Raw genomic sequence first — 16,090 nt, forward strand, 5'->3', positions numbered from 1 at the left:
AATCTCTTCAACCGTGGCTTTTATCTGGTTTAGCAGATATTGGACAACAGCTAAACCAAAATAAAAAAAGAGAGGTTTACCCTCTCTTCAAGATATGTGTTTTTCTTTTTTATTAGTACTATTACCCGCCTGTTGGGAAAATAACAGGGCATTGCTGTGGACGAACTACACCCGGACATGTAAACGGTAATTCTGCTCTTGGCTCGCAGAAAGTCGCTAAGAATTCCACAGTAACTGGGAATGTTGATTGAATACTTTGACAAACAGCTACAGTAATGGTTAATGCAGAAAACGTAATTGTACCTGCACCAGCTGTTAATGTTCCAGTTGTACACACGAAACAATCTAAATCTGTGAATAAAATTTCTACATCTGTACCTTTTGGCGCACATAATGTAACTTGTTCACAGCGAGAAAGTGGAATATTATTGCTTGTGAACATAGTGCCGTTCGGTAAACAAACAACTATCGTAACAACAAAATTCTTTTGAATATTTAAATGTTGAAGACATACAGTTGAACCATCAATGGAGAATTGGCGATTCTCACGGTTCAAGATAACAATAGGATTAGTTGTTGATGGAACTACCTTACATGTAACTACCGCACCTGTTAAATCAGTCGTTGGCGTTACTCCTGGAAAAGTAATTGGTCCAGTAGGGGAAAAATCAAACGACATTTCCTTTACAATCCAGTCAAATACCTTATCGACGTTTATACAAATTAGTTCCTGCGCCTGGGATGGCATATTCTCTAGCATCCTTTGACACCTCCATAAAATTTTTATCTTTCGTTTGTATCATATGTTTTTCAGCTATAAGTGTATGGGCTAAATAAATAGTTCAACCTCATATTTAGTAAAAACTTGTGTATCCATATGAATTTTTTTGTTTAATGCCCCACGCTTCAAGGAGATATTAATTTGTTTTTTAGGACCGGTATATTTGTAACAGAAAGTAAATATTTTTAATAAAATATTAATGGACTGAAAGGGGTGAAATACATGGAAGATTCAAAATTGTACTCCACTCAAGATATTGAAAAAGTGAAGGAAAAGATTGAACACTATAGGGAAACGTTAACTTCATTAAAGATGGGGACTTCATTAGAGGATTACCTCTTTATGAAAAAGGAATTTGATGGATTAAAAACACAGATTGCACATTTAGAGGGACTAACAGAAACATTAGATGATAGGCAAAATTCACAAATTAAAAGCTATGAGGAGCAAATAAAGCTACTCTCCACACAAATTGAGCTTTTAAATCAAACCATAGAAGAAATGAATCAAGAAATATTAATCGTTTTAAAAAAGCTACTTACCATGGAAGTTAATGAAGCTCCAGCACCTACTACTACACCCAGTATTGAAAGCCACTCTCCTTTGATAGCTAATGCTGCACAGAGACAACCTACAATTACAATGGCTCAGAATCAATCGGCAATTACCTCCAAACAACCATCTTATAGGTTATTGCAAAATTTGGCAGGGAAAGCAACCAATAAACAATTCGATTTGAACCATACCATCCAATCTTCTGGAACTGAACATCAAAAAAGCATACCCGAAGAACGCCATTTTAATCAACACTATTTTCAATCAGTAAACACGCATCCGAGCCAAGGTCTTTATCGGAATACCAACACAGAATCGACCTTCCATTTTAAAAATGCTACTGATGCAAAGCAAATTCCGGTAAGTATTTATGATCCTACTACCATAAATTCTTCTATTATAGGGGAAACAAAACCTGAAATAATAAGTGAGCCTACTGCCATGGAAACACCTGAAGTGGCGAATAATTTTGGTGGTCTTGAAGCATCTCAAGAAGAAATTCTCGATACTCCTAACGCTATAAATGAGGGACCTGTTAGTCTTGATGTATCTCAAACAGGGAATGAGTCTATCGTTCTCGATTCACCTGAAGCTGTGAATAAGGAGCCTGGCGTTTTGAATTCCTCTGAAACAGTGAATAAGGATACTGTTGTTCTCGATTCCTCTAAAACAGCGAATATAGAAACTGGCGTTCTCGATTCCTCCGAAGCTGTGAATAAGGATACTGTCGTTCTCGATTCCTCTGAAGCTGTGAATAAGGATACTGTCGTTCTCGATTCCTCTGAAGCTGTGAATAAGGAGCCTGTCGTTTTCGATTCCTCTGAAGCTGTGAATAAGGTGCCTGTTGTTTTCGATTCCTCTGAAGCTGTGAATAAGGTGCCTGTTGTTTTCGATTCCTCTGAAGCTGTGAATAAGGATACTGTCGTTCTCGTTTCCTCTGAAACAATGAATGAGCCTGCTATTCTAACTACTTCTGAAGCGTTAAATGAGCAAAATAGCACTAATATGTCACCTACTTTAAAAAGTGACGAATCTGAAGCTATATCAGAAGAAACAATTGAAACCTATATCAACACTCAAGATGTAAACAAGCAACCTGAACAGGAAGAAAAAACTATGGACGAAGAGCATAAAAAAGAAAAGGGCTCATTATTTTCTAATTTCTTCCGAAAATGGACTTAGTTTAAATGGTTTAGTATGAAGAGTAGAACTGAAGATCAATTTCGCCTTGGCGTAATTGTAGCTGCCGCTTTGCTTTCGCTACAGATAAACAATGCGTCCGGATTTTGAGGAGTCTTCTGTATCTGGCTCTTTGCTTTCGATACAAAAAACATTTGCTGAATGAATATAAATCGTCCAATAAGTATGAAAATACATATTGGACTTTTTTTATGTATAACAGGCATGATTCATGCAGATTGAGCAAAGCCCCTCCTAAAGTTTTAACAATAAAAGCTTAAATTTAGATATTTGCCCTGACCCCACAAACATAGCTGAATAGAATAATGAAGAAAGGGGGTGTAAAAATGTGTATGAATTGTATGAATTCAGCGTGCGGCGGCTGCGCAAATAAAAATAATGAGTGTACTGCACTTGGTCCTTTTGAAGCTATAGAAGCTGCATGTATTACTACTCCACCAGCAACAGGCTCGATCATCCCATTCGCATCAGGCACTGTTCCTGTTGCTTTAGCAGCAGTTGCTGGTGGTGCGATCGGTACAGTAAGTATGGTAGGATTCGGCACGTCTATTCCAGGGGTAACTCTTACTGGTACAAATATAGACTTAGCAGGTGCTACTACTGGAATGGAGGCCTTTTCAGTTCCACGTGCAGGTACTATTACATCTATTTCTGCTACCTTGTCTGTAACAGTTGCTGTTGCAACATTTACAGGAACAGCAACAGTCAGAGCACAAATTTACCGCGCGCCTGCGGGAAGTAATCTTTTCAGCCCAACAGATGCATTTGTTGATTTAGCACCAGCTCTCACATCATTAGTAGTAGGAGCTATTACATTTGGTACTAGAAACGTGACACCAGTACCAGTAGCTGCTGGTGATCGTTTATTAATGGTATTCTCTGTTACTACCTCAGGAGCTGCTGCTCTTGTTACTGGTAACGCAAGTGCAGGAATCAATATTGTATAAAAAATTATGATCATAAGTCAGATATAAGCTACCATACAGTGTTATTAGCCATGCAAAATATGATAATAAATTTGAAAAAAAAATAATCAAAAAAATAGGCGATTTTCTTCAAAATCAAGAAATCGCCTATTTTTCCAATTTAAATAGATTGCAATGATTATTTTGCCAAAGCATTTTGAATATGAGCAAGGTGATGCTTTCCATGCCAAGCATATAAAGCTATGGCTTTTTCAAGTGTCAGTAACCCTGAATCAGGATGGTTAAACGCTCTTTGCAGTTGCTCTTCTGTTAAACTGGACAGTAAATAAACCCAGCGCTCATGTAAGCTTTCGATTAGTTTATGGGATGTCGCTACTGGAAGTTCTGAATCTGGGAGTTGAGCCCATTCCACTTCGTTGTAAGGCTTAATCGTCGGTACATTCTCTGTAAGTGCTAATTTAAAACGAATATAGCTATTCATATGACTATCAGCGATATGATGGACAAGCTGTGTTACAGTCCAGCCATTTTCTCGATAAGTTTTCGCTAATGCTTGCTCACTTGCTCCACTAAGTTCCTCCGCTAGCTGTCTAGGTAGCACACGAATATCCTCAATCCATTCCTTTACTTGCTGTACTGTCACTATTTCTGGAAATTGAAATTGCCCAATTGGATAGCGTAAATCGGTCATATAGGCACCCTCCGTTCTCTATTTTCTTCCTTTTCATATTATCAATTTAATATTTTACGCGCTACCTGCATTATTTTTTCAGGATTAGTTTCTTTTTCATTAGTTAATTTTGAACCTTATATATTCATTGTACTTTCGATCATAGAAATTAATTTTGGAAATTCTTTATTGAAAAGAAATTCAATCCCATTTTCTTTAAATTTGTCATAAATCTTTTCATAATAAATTGAAATTTCGCCATGAATAGAAGGACTAATAATGATTTAAGCTTAGTTAATACCATTATAATAATGAAAAGTACATTTTTCACCTTTGCTTCAAAATACATAGCTTCAATTTTTACTTAGCTTGCTCCAATTCCTCATCTGGCTGCTGAAACCTAAGTAACCCTCTTAAATGAAATGTTTCTTTCGCCTAAAAATAAAACCCTTATTTTGTAAGAATCCAAATTTACAAAATAAGGGTTTTAAAGTATTCATTTCACGATAACATATCAAATCCTATTGAGTTATATCATAAACTAACGTATCAAAATAACTACCGTTGATATAAAGTAATATTGCCCATAGTCCTGGCTCTGGAATCTTTACACTTGAAGGTGTATGGGCATCTGCCCCATTATTTGGTCCACCAAGACCCGTTGACCAGCCATTGATCAAAATTGGATGAACTGTTTTTGAATCTTTATGATAGCCGACTATCGTCAGCTCTGTGTCAAGGGTAGGCTCTATTCCCCAAAGATGCCACATCCATTTTTGGGTGCTTAGACTTGGCGCATCAGCACCAATGACGCCAGATTTATTGATATTCCCCACTATACTACCTCTATCACCAAATACTTCAGCTTGTTTGTCCCAATTAATTGATGCAAAGTCACTTTCTTGTACAAAATCAGGTAAATCACCTGGTAGGACAATTGCTTTTTCGTTCATGACACAACCTGCTAGACATAATAATACTGTAAACAAAAGGATACATCGCTTCATTACATCGCTCCTTTAAGATGGCTTTATCTATGTAACGAATTTTTTGCATTCATTGTTACAGATTATTCTGAATATAATTCTGTTGATCTTATTACAAATTCAGCTAACGATTTTAGAGGATGAGTAATTGTTAACCCTGACTCTTTTTCGAAAAGCTGTGCGGCCTCCACCATTGAAAGCTGTGCAACAGAAATTTGCCGTTGCGCTTCTTTTAAATGATTAAGAGCTTGAAGAATGGTTTTCTTATAGGCTTCCTGCTTTCCCTGCATAATTAGTTCAAAAGTATTGTCGATTACCTTTGCTACAACTTCAATTTCTTTGTTATGTTGTATAGCATATTGCTGAAGCCTGCCCATTGTACCCTCTACAGTTCCAGGATTCGTAAAAAGGATTGTTTGAGGCTGCTCATCCTTACAAATAGCTTCAAAAAAGGGCTCGTCTATTTTCAAAATAGGAATGGAAAGCTTAATGGAAGCTCCCTCTATTAGGGCAATATATTTTGTACATGTTATTAAAATGGCATCAATCTGACAGTTCTCCATCCATTCAAGCTGTTCCTTCACCTTAAAAGCTAAACCGCTATCTCCATTTGAGGCTTGCAGGATAAGACCTGGATCTACAAAATGTATAAGCTCTATGTGATTGATATTAAAAAATGTTTGTTCAATATATGCTATGTTCGAATAATGTGCATGCAAGCAGCCAAGCCTTTTCCGCAAATGTAGCCCCTCCTACTTAGTAAGCTGTTTCTCCATCGTTGCTATAGAAAGAGAGAAGCCGTTAAGATTTTCGCTCTTCTCCTCTTTTGTAATAACATAACCTAATGAACGATATAACTCAATGTTTCGAGGGACAGACATACGAACCTTACATTTACTAATCATTTTTCCATTAGCAAGTGCTTGATGTTCAAGCTTTTTCAATAATGCTTTGGCCAAGCCATGTCCTTGTTTTGAAGGGATAACAGATAATCTAAAAAAATAAACACTGTGCTCACTAAATGTAAACCTTACCATTGCAACGGGCTGCTCACCGAGATAAGCAATAAAGGCATTTTCTCCTCTTTCCATATCCTCTTTAATCGATTCAACGGTTTCATTAAGTGCACTTGAAGGCGGTGTTGCATGCTCATATTCTTTAAATGCCTGTAGCATTACATCATGAATAATAGGTGCATCTTTTAATTGTGCTAACATAATCACCATCTTTATCAGGATTCCTCCTTTGTTTTAATATACACTTTAATGGGTTTTTAAACATATTTAAACCGCATTATCAGAAATAATGCGGCTTCATAGTGTTGAAAAACTAAATGGTCAAAGGATTCTTTGTGAACACTACTAAGTCAAATGAAGGTGATTTCCATTCCAGGCTACTCGCTTTGTTGCTGACGCTTCGCTTTCGCACAGAGCAAAGCTTCAGTGCGAGCGACGAGCCGCTTCCTGCGCTGACGCTCCGTGCAGGGTCTCGTCTGTCTCGCTATCCCACGGGAGTCGAGTAGCCTTACACTCCAATCAGCAATAGTGTAGAACTTTAAATACGGACGCCCCCAGGAAAGCACTCAGTCGGAACGGAGATCAACCCCTCGTTTTGAGAAAGGGCTATACTTTTTAATTTGTCACCTTGATTTCATTGACATAATAGTATTTCAACAACATGAAACCGCATTATCAGAGATAATTCGGCTTTATTATTTATTTTTATTCACAAAGCGTATTGCTCTACTCATAATAGTTGGAACAATGGAAGCATGATTTTCCTCGCGTCCCTCATAAAAGGAGATATCCATGACATTCTGTAATTTATCTGCAAATTGCTGTGCATCGTCCACCATAAAGGTTTCAAGCTCACCTACTCCGATGAACAGCTTTGCCTTTATTTCCTGATTATCCTTAATAAATGCTGATGCATGATGTAATAGCTCATGTTCGTTCCACCAAATGGAAGGACTAATAGCAATATAACATTGATAACTGGACGTTTGATGGAATAATTGCCACAGCACAAAATAACCTGCCAGTGAATGCCCAAAAAGTGTTTGCTGCTCCTTATTTATAGGAAAGTTAGCCAGAATCTCTGGCTTTAATTCTTCTTCTAAAAATCTGCTAAAGTTCTCGGCTCCACCATGCCTTTCATAGCCTTTTCCTTTAAATCTTGCAGGATAAATATAGGTTTCGGCTTGTCCCGTAAAATCATAAAAACGTCGTTCCTGCATATCAGCTCCATGACCAATGCCAACAACGATTGCTGGTAATATACCTGTCTTAGGAGCATTCCGACTTTGCAGACGCACTGCCTCCTTGACAAGTTGGAAATAGGACGACCCATCTAATACATATAAAACAGGAAAGCCTCCTTCTGGCGCCTCACACTGAGGTACATAGATGTTGATTGTGTACATATAATTCGTAAATTTGGAGGACCTTTGCTCTGTTAAATAATCGGACGATTGTCTTTCAATCATCATTGATGAACCTCCTTCAACACATCATAGCCATAGCATACAGGTGTTTTTGTCACAGGATCTTCCATAATACGTGCATCAATATTAAATACCTGACGCATCACATCCACACACAATATCTCTTGTGGTGTTCCTGTTTTCATCACAACACCCTGACGCATTGCGATCAAATGGTCAGAATAACGTGCTGCATGATTAATGTCATGCAAGACCATCACAATTGTACAACGATGCTCCTCATTTAAGCTTTTCACAATTTCTAGCACCTCTAACTGGTGTGCCATATCCAAATAGGTCGTTGGCTCATCTAACAATAAAATATTTGTTTCCTGTGCAAGTGCCATTGCCAGCCATACACGCTGACGTTGACCTCCTGAAAGCTGTGCAAGGTCTCGATCGCGAAACTCAATTGTATTAGTAACGGTTAAGGCCCACTCAATCATTTCCTCGTCCTTTTTTGTTAAGCGATTGACATTATTCCGATGCGGATAGCGACCGTAGGCAATCAACTCCTCTACCTTTAGCTGTCCAGGAGCTATAGGTGTTTGTGAAAGGATTGCTAGCTTTTTTGCGATGTCTTTTGTAGATAGATTTTGCATATTTTGGTCCTGCAAATAAACCGTACCTTGTTGTTTTTTCAATATTCGACCGATTGTTTTCAACAATGTGGATTTTCCACAACCATTTGGTCCTATAATGGTTGTAACCTTGCCCTCCTCAATTGTTAAATTAAGACCTTCAAATACCCGAACCTGCTCATAACCAGAAGATAAATTTTCCATTCTAAATGCAGTTTGCATTACTATTTCCCTCCTATGCCTTTGATTTCACTAATAAATATAAGAAGTACGGAATTCCTATAATAGAAACAACAATACCAACTGCCAGCTCAGATGGTGCAAATACTGTTTTTCCAATATAATCAGCTAAAATTAATAAGCCAGCACCAATTAATGCACTTACCGGCATAACATAGCGATGCTGTATACCAACAAGCTGTTTCGCAATATGTGGTGCCATTAATCCAATAAAGCCAATACTACCTGATACCGAGACACAGGCACTGACTAAACCAACACTTGCCAGTAGTAGCTTCATCTTCTCTTTTTCAACCGCTATCCCTAGACTAGTAATACTATCCTCTTCCAGCTGAAAATAATCCAGTAAATACGATTTACGATGCACATAAATACCTAATAAAATCAGCCATGGCAGCATCGTTACTACGAAAATCCAGTTAGCATTATAGATGGAGCCAGCCATCCAAACTGCTGCAGATTCATAATCTTGGGCACTCATTTTTAATGATAAAAATAATGATAATGCTCCAAATCCACTATTAATGGCTATCCCAGTTAAAATTAATCGCTGCATATCTAAATGACCATTTTTTAGAGCAAAGGAAAAAATTAGTATAGCAGCTATTGCTCCTCCGACAAATCCAAATAGGGGCATCATTAATATAGATAACCAGCTACTCATATCTGCAGTCACTAAACGTAATTGAAAGAAAAACATAAATATAACAACAGCTGCTCCAGCTCCAGCATTGATCCCTAAAATGCCAGGGTCCGCTAGACCATTGCGTGTAATACCTTGTAGAACAACCCCTGCCATACCTAAGCCAACACCAACAAGGGCAGCTATGACAATACGTGGTAAACGAAATTCAAAAATAACAAGATCAAATTTGGGATTAGGCTCAATACGTAGCAATGTTTTGATGACATCCATCACTGACATATCAAATACGCCATTTGTAATATGAAGATAACTGGCACCCAAAATAAATAAAATAAGTATCGAAGCGGTCATAACAAATACACTTGAGGCTTTTTTACGCACGCTTTTCACCCCCGTGTTTACGAACTAAATACAAGAAGAATGGAACCCCTACTAATGCTGTTAATACACCAATTGGCGTTTCGAATGGGAAATTGACAAAACGGCTAAGCACATCACAAAGTGCTAGGAAAAACGAGCCAATTACCGCCGCACAAGGAATAATAAAACGATAATCTACCCCAACAAGGAAGCGTGTAATATGCGGGATAACTAATCCAACAAAGGCAATCTTTCCGACAAGTGCAACTGCCGTACCTGTTAAACATACGACAGCTAGCATACTAATGATTTTCACCGCTGTTGTTTTTTGCCCAAGCCCAATGGCAATATCTTCACCCAAAGAAGTGATTGTAATAGCCTTCGCTGATAATAAGGCCAGGACTAAACCGATTAAACCAAATGGAATAGCTAGCAGCAGCATATCCATATCCACCATATGTACCTTCGTGTTATACCATACGCTTACGGTTTGAGATACTTGGAAATACATTGCAATGGCAGTAGCTATACTACTTAAAAATGTACCAATAACTGTACCAATAATTGCTAGACGTACAGGCGATAATCCATTGCGAATTAATGAACCAAATCCAAAAACTATCCCAGCTCCTAATGCCGAACCAATCATAGAAAGTAGAATCATTTGGTAGTTAGGGAGACCTGGGAAAAATACAATAGCTAACGTAATTACAAATGCTGAGCCATCATTTACACCCATCAAGGAAGGTGATGCTAAATAATTTCGTGTAATCCCCTGCATAACGGCGCCAGCTACTGCTAAAAATGCGCCCACTAATAAAACTGCAGCGATCCTGGGAATACGACCAGTTCTAACAATTTGATGATCCACATTCGAGGGATCAAATGCAGAAATCGCCTGCCAAATTGTGATTGCGCTAATGTCCTTTGTACCGTACATAACGGAGACTAATGCTATCATCACAATTAAAAATGGAGAAGCTGCTACTATTGAAAATGCCATTATGTTTGTTTTTTTCAACTTCTACACCTTTTTCTATTTTTTTATACTCTTATCAATTTCGCCTTGGCGTAATTGCGTCCGGGTTTTGAATTGTGCCCGCACAATTCATTCCTTTGAAAATCCGTGACATCCGCCGGAGGCTTTATCTTCATTCAGTAGATGTTTGGACACTCACTGAAAAGGAACCAAAACCCGCCTTCATCCTCTCCACCTGTAGAGATGGGAGTCTTCTGTATCTGCCGCTGTCGCTACGCTTACGCGCTTAAAACATCTGCCGCTATGCTTTCGATACAAAAAACATTTGCTGAATGAAGATAAAAGGCTGGTAATAGCCTGGTGATGCCACCAAATCTATTACCAGCCTCTTTAAAACTATTTAAGTAATTTTTCTACTGCAATATCTAGGAATTTCACTTTAGACCAAGCCGTACCACCCTGAGCTAACGGATCAATTGCATTCACGAAAATTTGATTATTTTGTGATGCCTTTAAGCTTTCAAAAATCGGATTCTTTTGTAAATCCTCTAATGCTTTTGGTGCATCTGCATTTTCTGATTCTTCAAACTGAAGGAATATTGCATCTGGATTTACCTGCGCTAATGTTTCAAGAGATAGTTCCGCCTGAGCTTTTGTTGTTTTAAGAATTTCAGGAATTGGTGCTCCTAAATCCTCATATAAAATTGGATTTAAGTAAACGCCTGCCGGATAAATATACATTACTCCGCCACGTACTCGAATAACTAATACTTGTTTATCCGTAAGTTGCTCTTTCGATTTAGCTTGTGCATCAGCCACCTTGGCATCATAATCAGCAATGATTTTTTTAGCATCCTCTTCTTTACCAGTAAGCTGTGCAAGTAAAGTGAAGTTTTCCTTCCAGTTTGTAGAGATATGTGAATATGGAATCATCGTTTGAATTTTGTTAAGCTTTTCAGCAGTTTCTTCAGGGAATTTGGAAGTACCTATAATTACATCTGGATCAAGATTAAGGATGGCTTCTGCATTCGGCTCCATTTTGTTCCCCACAAGCTTAGCACCCTCAAATTCAGAAGCAAGATATGAAGGAACTTTGCCGCCAATTTCAAGTACCCCAACTGGCTTAATACCAAGCATTGCAGCATCCTCCATGGACTCTAAGCTTGCCGCTACAATGTTATTCACTTTAGCAGGAAGTTCATATTTTTCCCCTAAATAAGAGATTGTCTGAGTATTGGCCTCATTTGTTTGTGATTCTGTCGCGCTTGTTTCTGCTGCATTATTTGAAGATGTATTTGACTCTTCTGCCTTATCCGATCCACATGCCGCTAAGGATAAAGCTAATAAAGCAGGTGCACACATTTTAAAATATTTATTCATTTATATTCTCTCCCTATAACTCTCTATTGACAATGATAATCATTTTCATTTATAAGTCAATAGAAATCAGTAATTTAATTGATACTCATTATCATTTACGGATATTATCCTAACAAAGAGAAAAACAGATGTGAATGGATAATTTCATGAATCACATGGACTTTTGCCGTTTTTATTTCACAGAAAAAGCTATTTCTTTTTCAAGAAATAGCTTTCTATACATATTTAGCTTCTTCTATTATTGTTTTCCGATAGGCCGTCGGGGACATTCCCGTACATTTTTTGAAAACTCGGCTAAAATAAAAGCAATCGAAGTAGCCTACACATTCTGCTACCTCCGCAATCGTAGTATCGTGATACTCCAATAAATCCTTCGCTCTCCGCATTCGGTATTCTGTTAAGTATGTGCTAGGATTCATACCCGTATGTTGCTCAAATAAATAAGCAAATCTGCGACGCTCTACACCGAATTCCTCGGCTATCTTTGAAACTGATATTTGCTTAGCGTAGTTTTCATTTATATACTGCATAGCTTGCTCCATAATGTCACTTGCTGTATCAAGAATCTTCACTTTTGCCAAAATAAGAATAGTCTCTAGCAAATTCATAAATAACGTTTTAGACTTCAATATTGCCATATTTCCAGGCAATGATTGACTCTCTATTAATTGCTGGACATAATCTATAATTTTTGTATGATAGCCTGTATCGATTAAAAAATGTTGATTCGCTAAAGGATATTTATTAGTTTCTTCTATAGAGGTAGAGTAGTGGACCACTGCATATTCCCATATTTGATCACCAATAACCTTAATTTCAATCGGCATTTGAGGTCCTGCATGTATGACCATACCTGGCGCCATTGTGTATGGTGCACCATTAAAACTAAAGCTCGCACTTCCTGAAAGTGGAACAACTAGACCACACTTCCCTGGGGCTGTTGTTCGTCCTCTATCAATTTGACCAGGCTTCATCTTATTTGTAAAAATATCCGTAAATTTCACATTTACATGTGCATAGTAGTCAATTAAATGCTTGATGTCCATTTTTCAGCTCCCACATTTTTTAAAGCAATTTGGATTTGTGAAAAATGATGAAGATCATGATCTATTAAACCCGTAAAATAACTTAATAACGTTAATTCAGAAACACCTATTTTCAATGATTGCAGCCATTTTTGGTCTTCTATTTGATGAATTGCACCCATTAGTAAATTTCTATTTTGTAAAAATTGTTCGATTGTTTCCTCCTTGCTTTTCAATCGACTTTCCTTTGCGGCATGTGTATTTATATCTTCAGCATTTGGTCCCTTTGGTAGAATTTCATCAGCCAAAAGATATGGTAGTCGTTGATGGTACACGAATTCATCCCATGGAGTAAGATGTCCAATTACTTCTGCAACTGTCCATTTTCCAGGTTCAATAGGTGAACGCCATTGTTCCTCCGTCAGATGCATTAAACCTTCCACAAATTGTAGAGATTTTTCATAATGAATGAGTATTTGATTTTTATCGTAATACAAACACTATATCCCCTTCCTAATCGTAAGCAATCTGCAGCTTTGGCCAAATGGATGTCCAATTTTTCTGCTGAATTCTGCGCTTATAAATTTCATGCATTGGTGTGTCTTTCTGAAAATATGGTGTAGGAGCGACAATCCCAGAAATTAAATGCTGAATTCCATAGGGAGCAGCAATTTGAAGAATTCCATTATTAAGCCTTATACCAATAGCTGTTGGCGTTTCAGGAAAATGAGCAACTCCATCTATCGAAGACTGATAGGGTTTAGTATTATTCACTACATGCATTCTTGCCTGATTTTTCACAGACCACGGCTCATTCTGTAAATATTCCCTTAGTTTTTGTTCATACTTTTTCTCATCTTTTTCTGAAAGATTCGCTTTATCAAAATATATCACATCAATATCACCTAAAGGTGTTCTACTTTCATAATGATGAAGGTAATCCCACACCTTTGAACGAATAAATCCAGCACAAATCCAAGAATCTGGTAGCTCTAATCTCTCCACAGTTGCTATTATTTCCATCATCCAACTATCTGCTGCAATTAAGTGTTTTAACTCTACTTCTGTTTTTAAATGCTTCATCGTATCAGTACGCTCGCTGAACCAAGATCGATGTTTTGATAGACATGTTGTCTGCATAGTGAATCTCCTCTACACTCTATTTCAAAAATAATCTTCCATTCATTACTATAGTAATGAATCATAGTGTTGAAAAACTAAATGGTCAAGGATACCTTTGTGAATATTTAGTCAAAATGAAGATGATTTCCGTTCCAGGCTACTCGCTTTGTTGCTGACGCTTCGCTTTCGCACAGAGCAAAGCTTCCTGTGGGCGAGCGACGAGCCGCTTCCTGCGCTGACGCTCCGTGCAGGGTCTCATCTGTCTCGCTATCCCACGGGAGTCGAGTAGCCTTGCACTCCAATCAGCAATAGTGTAGAACTTTAAATATTTTCTTCCCTCAAAAGTAAAATAAAAACATGTTACTCACCATCATTAAATGGATAGAATAGTAGTACAATTCTATAGCTGTCAACCTACATTTTGTGCATAAAAATACTTTATAACTAAACATAAAGCCTCTTACTGCTGTCGTACTGCTTTCGCATAGAAAAATGTTATCAGCTTCATTTTTTACGAAAAATAGTGATGGTTAAGACTTAAATTTATCACTATACATTTATGTGAAATGCCAACGAAAATACTATGAGCAGTGGTTGATTGGAGTGTAGACTGAGTGATTCCTCGGGGATTCAGCGTCACAGATGAGACCCTGGAGCGAGCAGTGAAGCGGCTCATCGGACGCCCCCAGGAAAGCACTCAGTCGGAACGGAGATCAACCCCTCGTTTTGAAAAAGGACTATACTTTTAATTTGTCACCTTGATTTCATTGACATAATAGTATTTCAACAACATGATTCATTACTATAGTAATGAAATTATTTATTTTATCCAAGTGGAGATGCATTTCTGGCCTCTAAGCAGCTAGGAATGGAAGCTGATTCCCTCACATTTTATAGAGCTAAAAAATTTAATTTATATATTATATTTATACAAATCCAAAAATAATATATTAGATTTATCAATCAATTCCATCTACCCTTTAACTAGCAAAGCTAAAGGAGATGCATATGAAAAAATCTTTTATTTTAATCGTCACTCTTATCATTGTAATTGGACTTTTTTATACAAATCTTTCACTAACACTCGTTAGTATAGGAATGATTGCTGCCTTTATTGGTACCCTTGCTGGGGGTGGCGGGCTTATAACAATCCCAGCTATGATGCTTGTGGGTATACCTATACATACCGGTATTGCCACAAATAAATTTTCTACAGGCATTTCTGCATTATCTAGTATCCTCTACCTTCTTTATCAGCAGGAGCTTCGTCTAGCTTCTATTCTGAAATATGTCACTATTGCATTTACTGGAGGTGTTTGCGGGGCACTTCTAACAATAGCCATGTCAGAGCAGATCATGAATATGATAGCTTGTCTACTACTCATTCTCGTATTGTTTCTAACGTTAAAAAGAATAGAATGGGCTGCACAGTCACACGAAAATGAGACAAAACAAGGCTATATATTATGGCAGCCATTTTTAATTGCGGTATATGATGGTGGTTTTGGTCCTGGTTCTTCCACCTTCAGCATATTACACTATTTACGCCAGCACTATTCTTACATAAAGGCTGTACAGCTTACGCGCGTGCTTCTGTTTGGAAGCTGTACAGGGGCATTTTTAGTCTTTTATCAATCTGGTTTTATACAATGGAAATATGCGATTGCGATGGCAATAGGCTCTATTATTGGCTCTCAGCTGGGGCTTTTAGTTTTACCAAAAATACCTATGAAAGCAGCAAAAATACTACTAACACTCATCATTTCGTTGTTGCTTATTCAAGTTATAGGAAAAATCTTAACTACTTAGATGCTCATGAATTAACTTCCATTTATCATTTTCTTTTATAAATATATTTGTAGCCCTTCCGCTGCCTGATATAAATTTCCCCTTATGGTAGCCCTCATAGTGGTATGTATAAATACAGGTAGCAGTTTTTTCATCCACCGTTAGCCATTGTACATCGGTAGCCGAATATACCTCTTGCTCGATTACCTGCCATGCGTGATTAAAGTAATTACCTATATCCTCTAAGGTAGTGCATGTTTTATCGGTAAACCAATAGACCGCCTGTGGATGCAATATTTCCTTTACATTATTAAAATCATGGGAATTCGTAGCTGTAATATATTGTGCTAAAGCTTGCTGATACGTCAA

General features: G+C 37.6%; 17 protein-coding genes. 3 read left to right on the top strand and 14 right to left on the bottom strand.

Going from position 1 to position 16,090, the window contains the following annotated elements:
- Nucleotides 1-121 precede the first annotated feature (121 nt).
- Nucleotides 122-760 carry a BMQ_0737 family morphogenetic spore coat protein gene (locus tag QNH24_RS24255; RefSeq protein ID WP_283869917.1) on the bottom strand — a complete coding sequence of 213 codons (639 nt, stop codon included), beginning with the start codon at nt 758-760 and terminating at the stop codon, nt 122-124.
- Between the two features lie 243 nt (nt 761-1,003).
- Between QNH24_RS24255 and QNH24_RS24260 the strand changes: the two genes are divergently transcribed.
- Complete coding sequence (locus QNH24_RS24260) at nt 1,004-2,518, top strand: hypothetical protein (RefSeq protein ID WP_283869918.1); 1,515 nt, start codon at nt 1,004-1,006, stop codon at nt 2,516-2,518.
- Between the two features lie 344 nt (nt 2,519-2,862).
- A complete protein-coding gene (locus tag QNH24_RS24265; RefSeq protein WP_283869919.1) occupies nt 2,863-3,483 on the top strand; it encodes an exosporium glycoprotein BclB-related protein in 621 nt (206 codons plus the stop codon).
- A gap of 157 nt (nt 3,484-3,640) precedes the next feature.
- On the opposite strand, the gene QNH24_RS24270 is transcribed toward QNH24_RS24265, so the two are convergent.
- The 12 genes from QNH24_RS24270 to QNH24_RS24325 all read right to left on the bottom strand — a co-directional run bounded on the left by QNH24_RS24270 (nt 3,641) and on the right by QNH24_RS24325 (nt 13,951).
- A complete protein-coding gene (locus QNH24_RS24270) occupies nt 3,641-4,153 on the bottom strand; it encodes a YfiT family bacillithiol transferase (protein WP_283869920.1) in 513 nt (170 codons plus the stop codon).
- 500 nt (nt 4,154-4,653) lie between these two features.
- Nucleotides 4,654-5,139 carry a DUF4871 domain-containing protein gene (locus QNH24_RS24275; protein ID WP_283869921.1) on the bottom strand — a complete coding sequence of 162 codons (486 nt, stop codon included), beginning with the start codon at nt 5,137-5,139 and terminating at the stop codon, nt 4,654-4,656.
- A 62-nt stretch (nt 5,140-5,201) separates the two neighbouring features.
- A complete protein-coding gene (locus QNH24_RS24280) occupies nt 5,202-5,858 on the bottom strand; it encodes a hypothetical protein (protein ID WP_283869922.1) in 657 nt (218 codons plus the stop codon).
- A 12-nt stretch (nt 5,859-5,870) separates the two neighbouring features.
- Complete coding sequence (locus tag QNH24_RS24285) at nt 5,871-6,344, bottom strand: GNAT family N-acetyltransferase (RefSeq protein ID WP_283869923.1); 474 nt, start codon at nt 6,342-6,344, stop codon at nt 5,871-5,873.
- Nucleotides 6,345-6,829: 485 nt separating this feature from the next.
- Nucleotides 6,830-7,603, bottom strand: a complete 774-nt coding sequence (locus QNH24_RS24290) for an alpha/beta hydrolase (RefSeq protein WP_283872938.1) — start codon at nt 7,601-7,603, stop codon at nt 6,830-6,832.
- The gene (locus QNH24_RS24295; protein ID WP_283869924.1) at nt 7,603-8,403 is read right to left on the bottom strand and encodes an ABC transporter ATP-binding protein; all 801 of its coding nucleotides are present in this window, start codon (nt 8,401-8,403) and stop codon (nt 7,603-7,605) included. The genes QNH24_RS24290 and QNH24_RS24295 overlap by 1 nt, the downstream gene beginning before the upstream one ends.
- A gap of 13 nt (nt 8,404-8,416) precedes the next feature.
- The gene (locus QNH24_RS24300; RefSeq protein ID WP_283869925.1) at nt 8,417-9,448 is read right to left on the bottom strand and encodes a FecCD family ABC transporter permease; all 1,032 of its coding nucleotides are present in this window, start codon (nt 9,446-9,448) and stop codon (nt 8,417-8,419) included.
- Nucleotides 9,441-10,448, bottom strand: a complete 1,008-nt coding sequence (locus QNH24_RS24305) for a FecCD family ABC transporter permease (protein ID WP_054771062.1) — start codon at nt 10,446-10,448, stop codon at nt 9,441-9,443. Before QNH24_RS24305 ends, QNH24_RS24300 begins: the two co-directional genes overlap by 8 nt.
- 354 nt (nt 10,449-10,802) lie before the next feature.
- Nucleotides 10,803-11,786: an ABC transporter substrate-binding protein gene (locus tag QNH24_RS24310; RefSeq protein WP_283869926.1), complete on the bottom strand. Its 984-nt coding sequence runs from the start codon at nt 11,784-11,786 to the stop codon at nt 10,803-10,805.
- Nucleotides 11,787-12,001: 215 nt separating this feature from the next.
- Nucleotides 12,002-12,832 carry a helix-turn-helix domain-containing protein gene (locus QNH24_RS24315; RefSeq protein ID WP_283869927.1) on the bottom strand — a complete coding sequence of 277 codons (831 nt, stop codon included), beginning with the start codon at nt 12,830-12,832 and terminating at the stop codon, nt 12,002-12,004.
- Nucleotides 12,814-13,308 carry a DinB family protein gene (locus QNH24_RS24320; protein WP_283869928.1) on the bottom strand — a complete coding sequence of 165 codons (495 nt, stop codon included), beginning with the start codon at nt 13,306-13,308 and terminating at the stop codon, nt 12,814-12,816. The genes QNH24_RS24315 and QNH24_RS24320 overlap by 19 nt, the downstream gene beginning before the upstream one ends.
- A 16-nt stretch (nt 13,309-13,324) precedes the next feature.
- Nucleotides 13,325-13,951, bottom strand: coding sequence for a nucleotidyltransferase family protein (locus QNH24_RS24325; RefSeq protein WP_347342931.1), 627 nt, complete (start codon nt 13,949-13,951; stop codon nt 13,325-13,327).
- A 990-nt stretch (nt 13,952-14,941) separates the two neighbouring features.
- Here QNH24_RS24325 and QNH24_RS24330 point away from each other — a divergent pair.
- On the top strand, nt 14,942-15,742 hold the full coding sequence (locus QNH24_RS24330) for a sulfite exporter TauE/SafE family protein (RefSeq protein WP_283869929.1): 801 nt from the start codon (nt 14,942-14,944) through the stop codon (nt 15,740-15,742).
- On the opposite strand, the gene QNH24_RS24335 is transcribed toward QNH24_RS24330, so the two are convergent.
- Nucleotides 15,731-16,090, bottom strand: a complete 360-nt coding sequence (locus QNH24_RS24335; protein WP_283869930.1) for a YybH family protein — start codon at nt 16,088-16,090, stop codon at nt 15,731-15,733. The genes QNH24_RS24330 and QNH24_RS24335 overlap by 12 nt on opposite strands.

The sequence above is a fragment of the Lysinibacillus pakistanensis genome (assembly GCF_030123245.1).
GTDB classification, from domain to species: domain Bacteria; phylum Bacillota; class Bacilli; order Bacillales_A; family Planococcaceae; genus Lysinibacillus; species Lysinibacillus pakistanensis.

Bases quoted from the DNA above. Each gene is read 5' to 3' on its own strand.
- QNH24_RS24255 (WP_283869917.1), bottom strand. From the start codon at position 760: ATGCTAGAGAATATGCCATCCCAGGCGCAGGAACTAATTTGTATAAAC.
- QNH24_RS24260 (WP_283869918.1), top strand. From the start codon at position 1,004: ATGGAAGATTCAAAATTGTACTCCACTCAAGATATTGAAAAAGTGAAG.
- QNH24_RS24265 (WP_283869919.1), top strand. From the start codon at position 2,863: ATGTGTATGAATTGTATGAATTCAGCGTGCGGCGGCTGCGCAAATAAA.
- QNH24_RS24270 (WP_283869920.1), bottom strand. From the start codon at position 4,153: ATGACCGATTTACGCTATCCAATTGGGCAATTTCAATTTCCAGAAATA.
- QNH24_RS24275 (WP_283869921.1), bottom strand. From the start codon at position 5,139: ATGAAGCGATGTATCCTTTTGTTTACAGTATTATTATGTCTAGCAGGT.
- QNH24_RS24285 (WP_283869923.1), bottom strand. From the start codon at position 6,344: ATGGTGATTATGTTAGCACAATTAAAAGATGCACCTATTATTCATGAT.
- QNH24_RS24290 (WP_283872938.1), bottom strand. From the start codon at position 7,603: ATGATTGAAAGACAATCGTCCGATTATTTAACAGAGCAAAGGTCCTCC.
- QNH24_RS24295 (WP_283869924.1), bottom strand. From the start codon at position 8,403: ATGCAAACTGCATTTAGAATGGAAAATTTATCTTCTGGTTATGAGCAG.
- QNH24_RS24310 (WP_283869926.1), bottom strand. From the start codon at position 11,786: ATGAATAAATATTTTAAAATGTGTGCACCTGCTTTATTAGCTTTATCC.
- QNH24_RS24315 (WP_283869927.1), bottom strand. From the start codon at position 12,832: ATGGACATCAAGCATTTAATTGACTACTATGCACATGTAAATGTGAAA.
- QNH24_RS24325 (WP_347342931.1), bottom strand. From the start codon at position 13,951: ATGCAGACAACATGTCTATCAAAACATCGATCTTGGTTCAGCGAGCGT.
- QNH24_RS24330 (WP_283869929.1), top strand. From the start codon at position 14,942: ATGAAAAAATCTTTTATTTTAATCGTCACTCTTATCATTGTAATTGGA.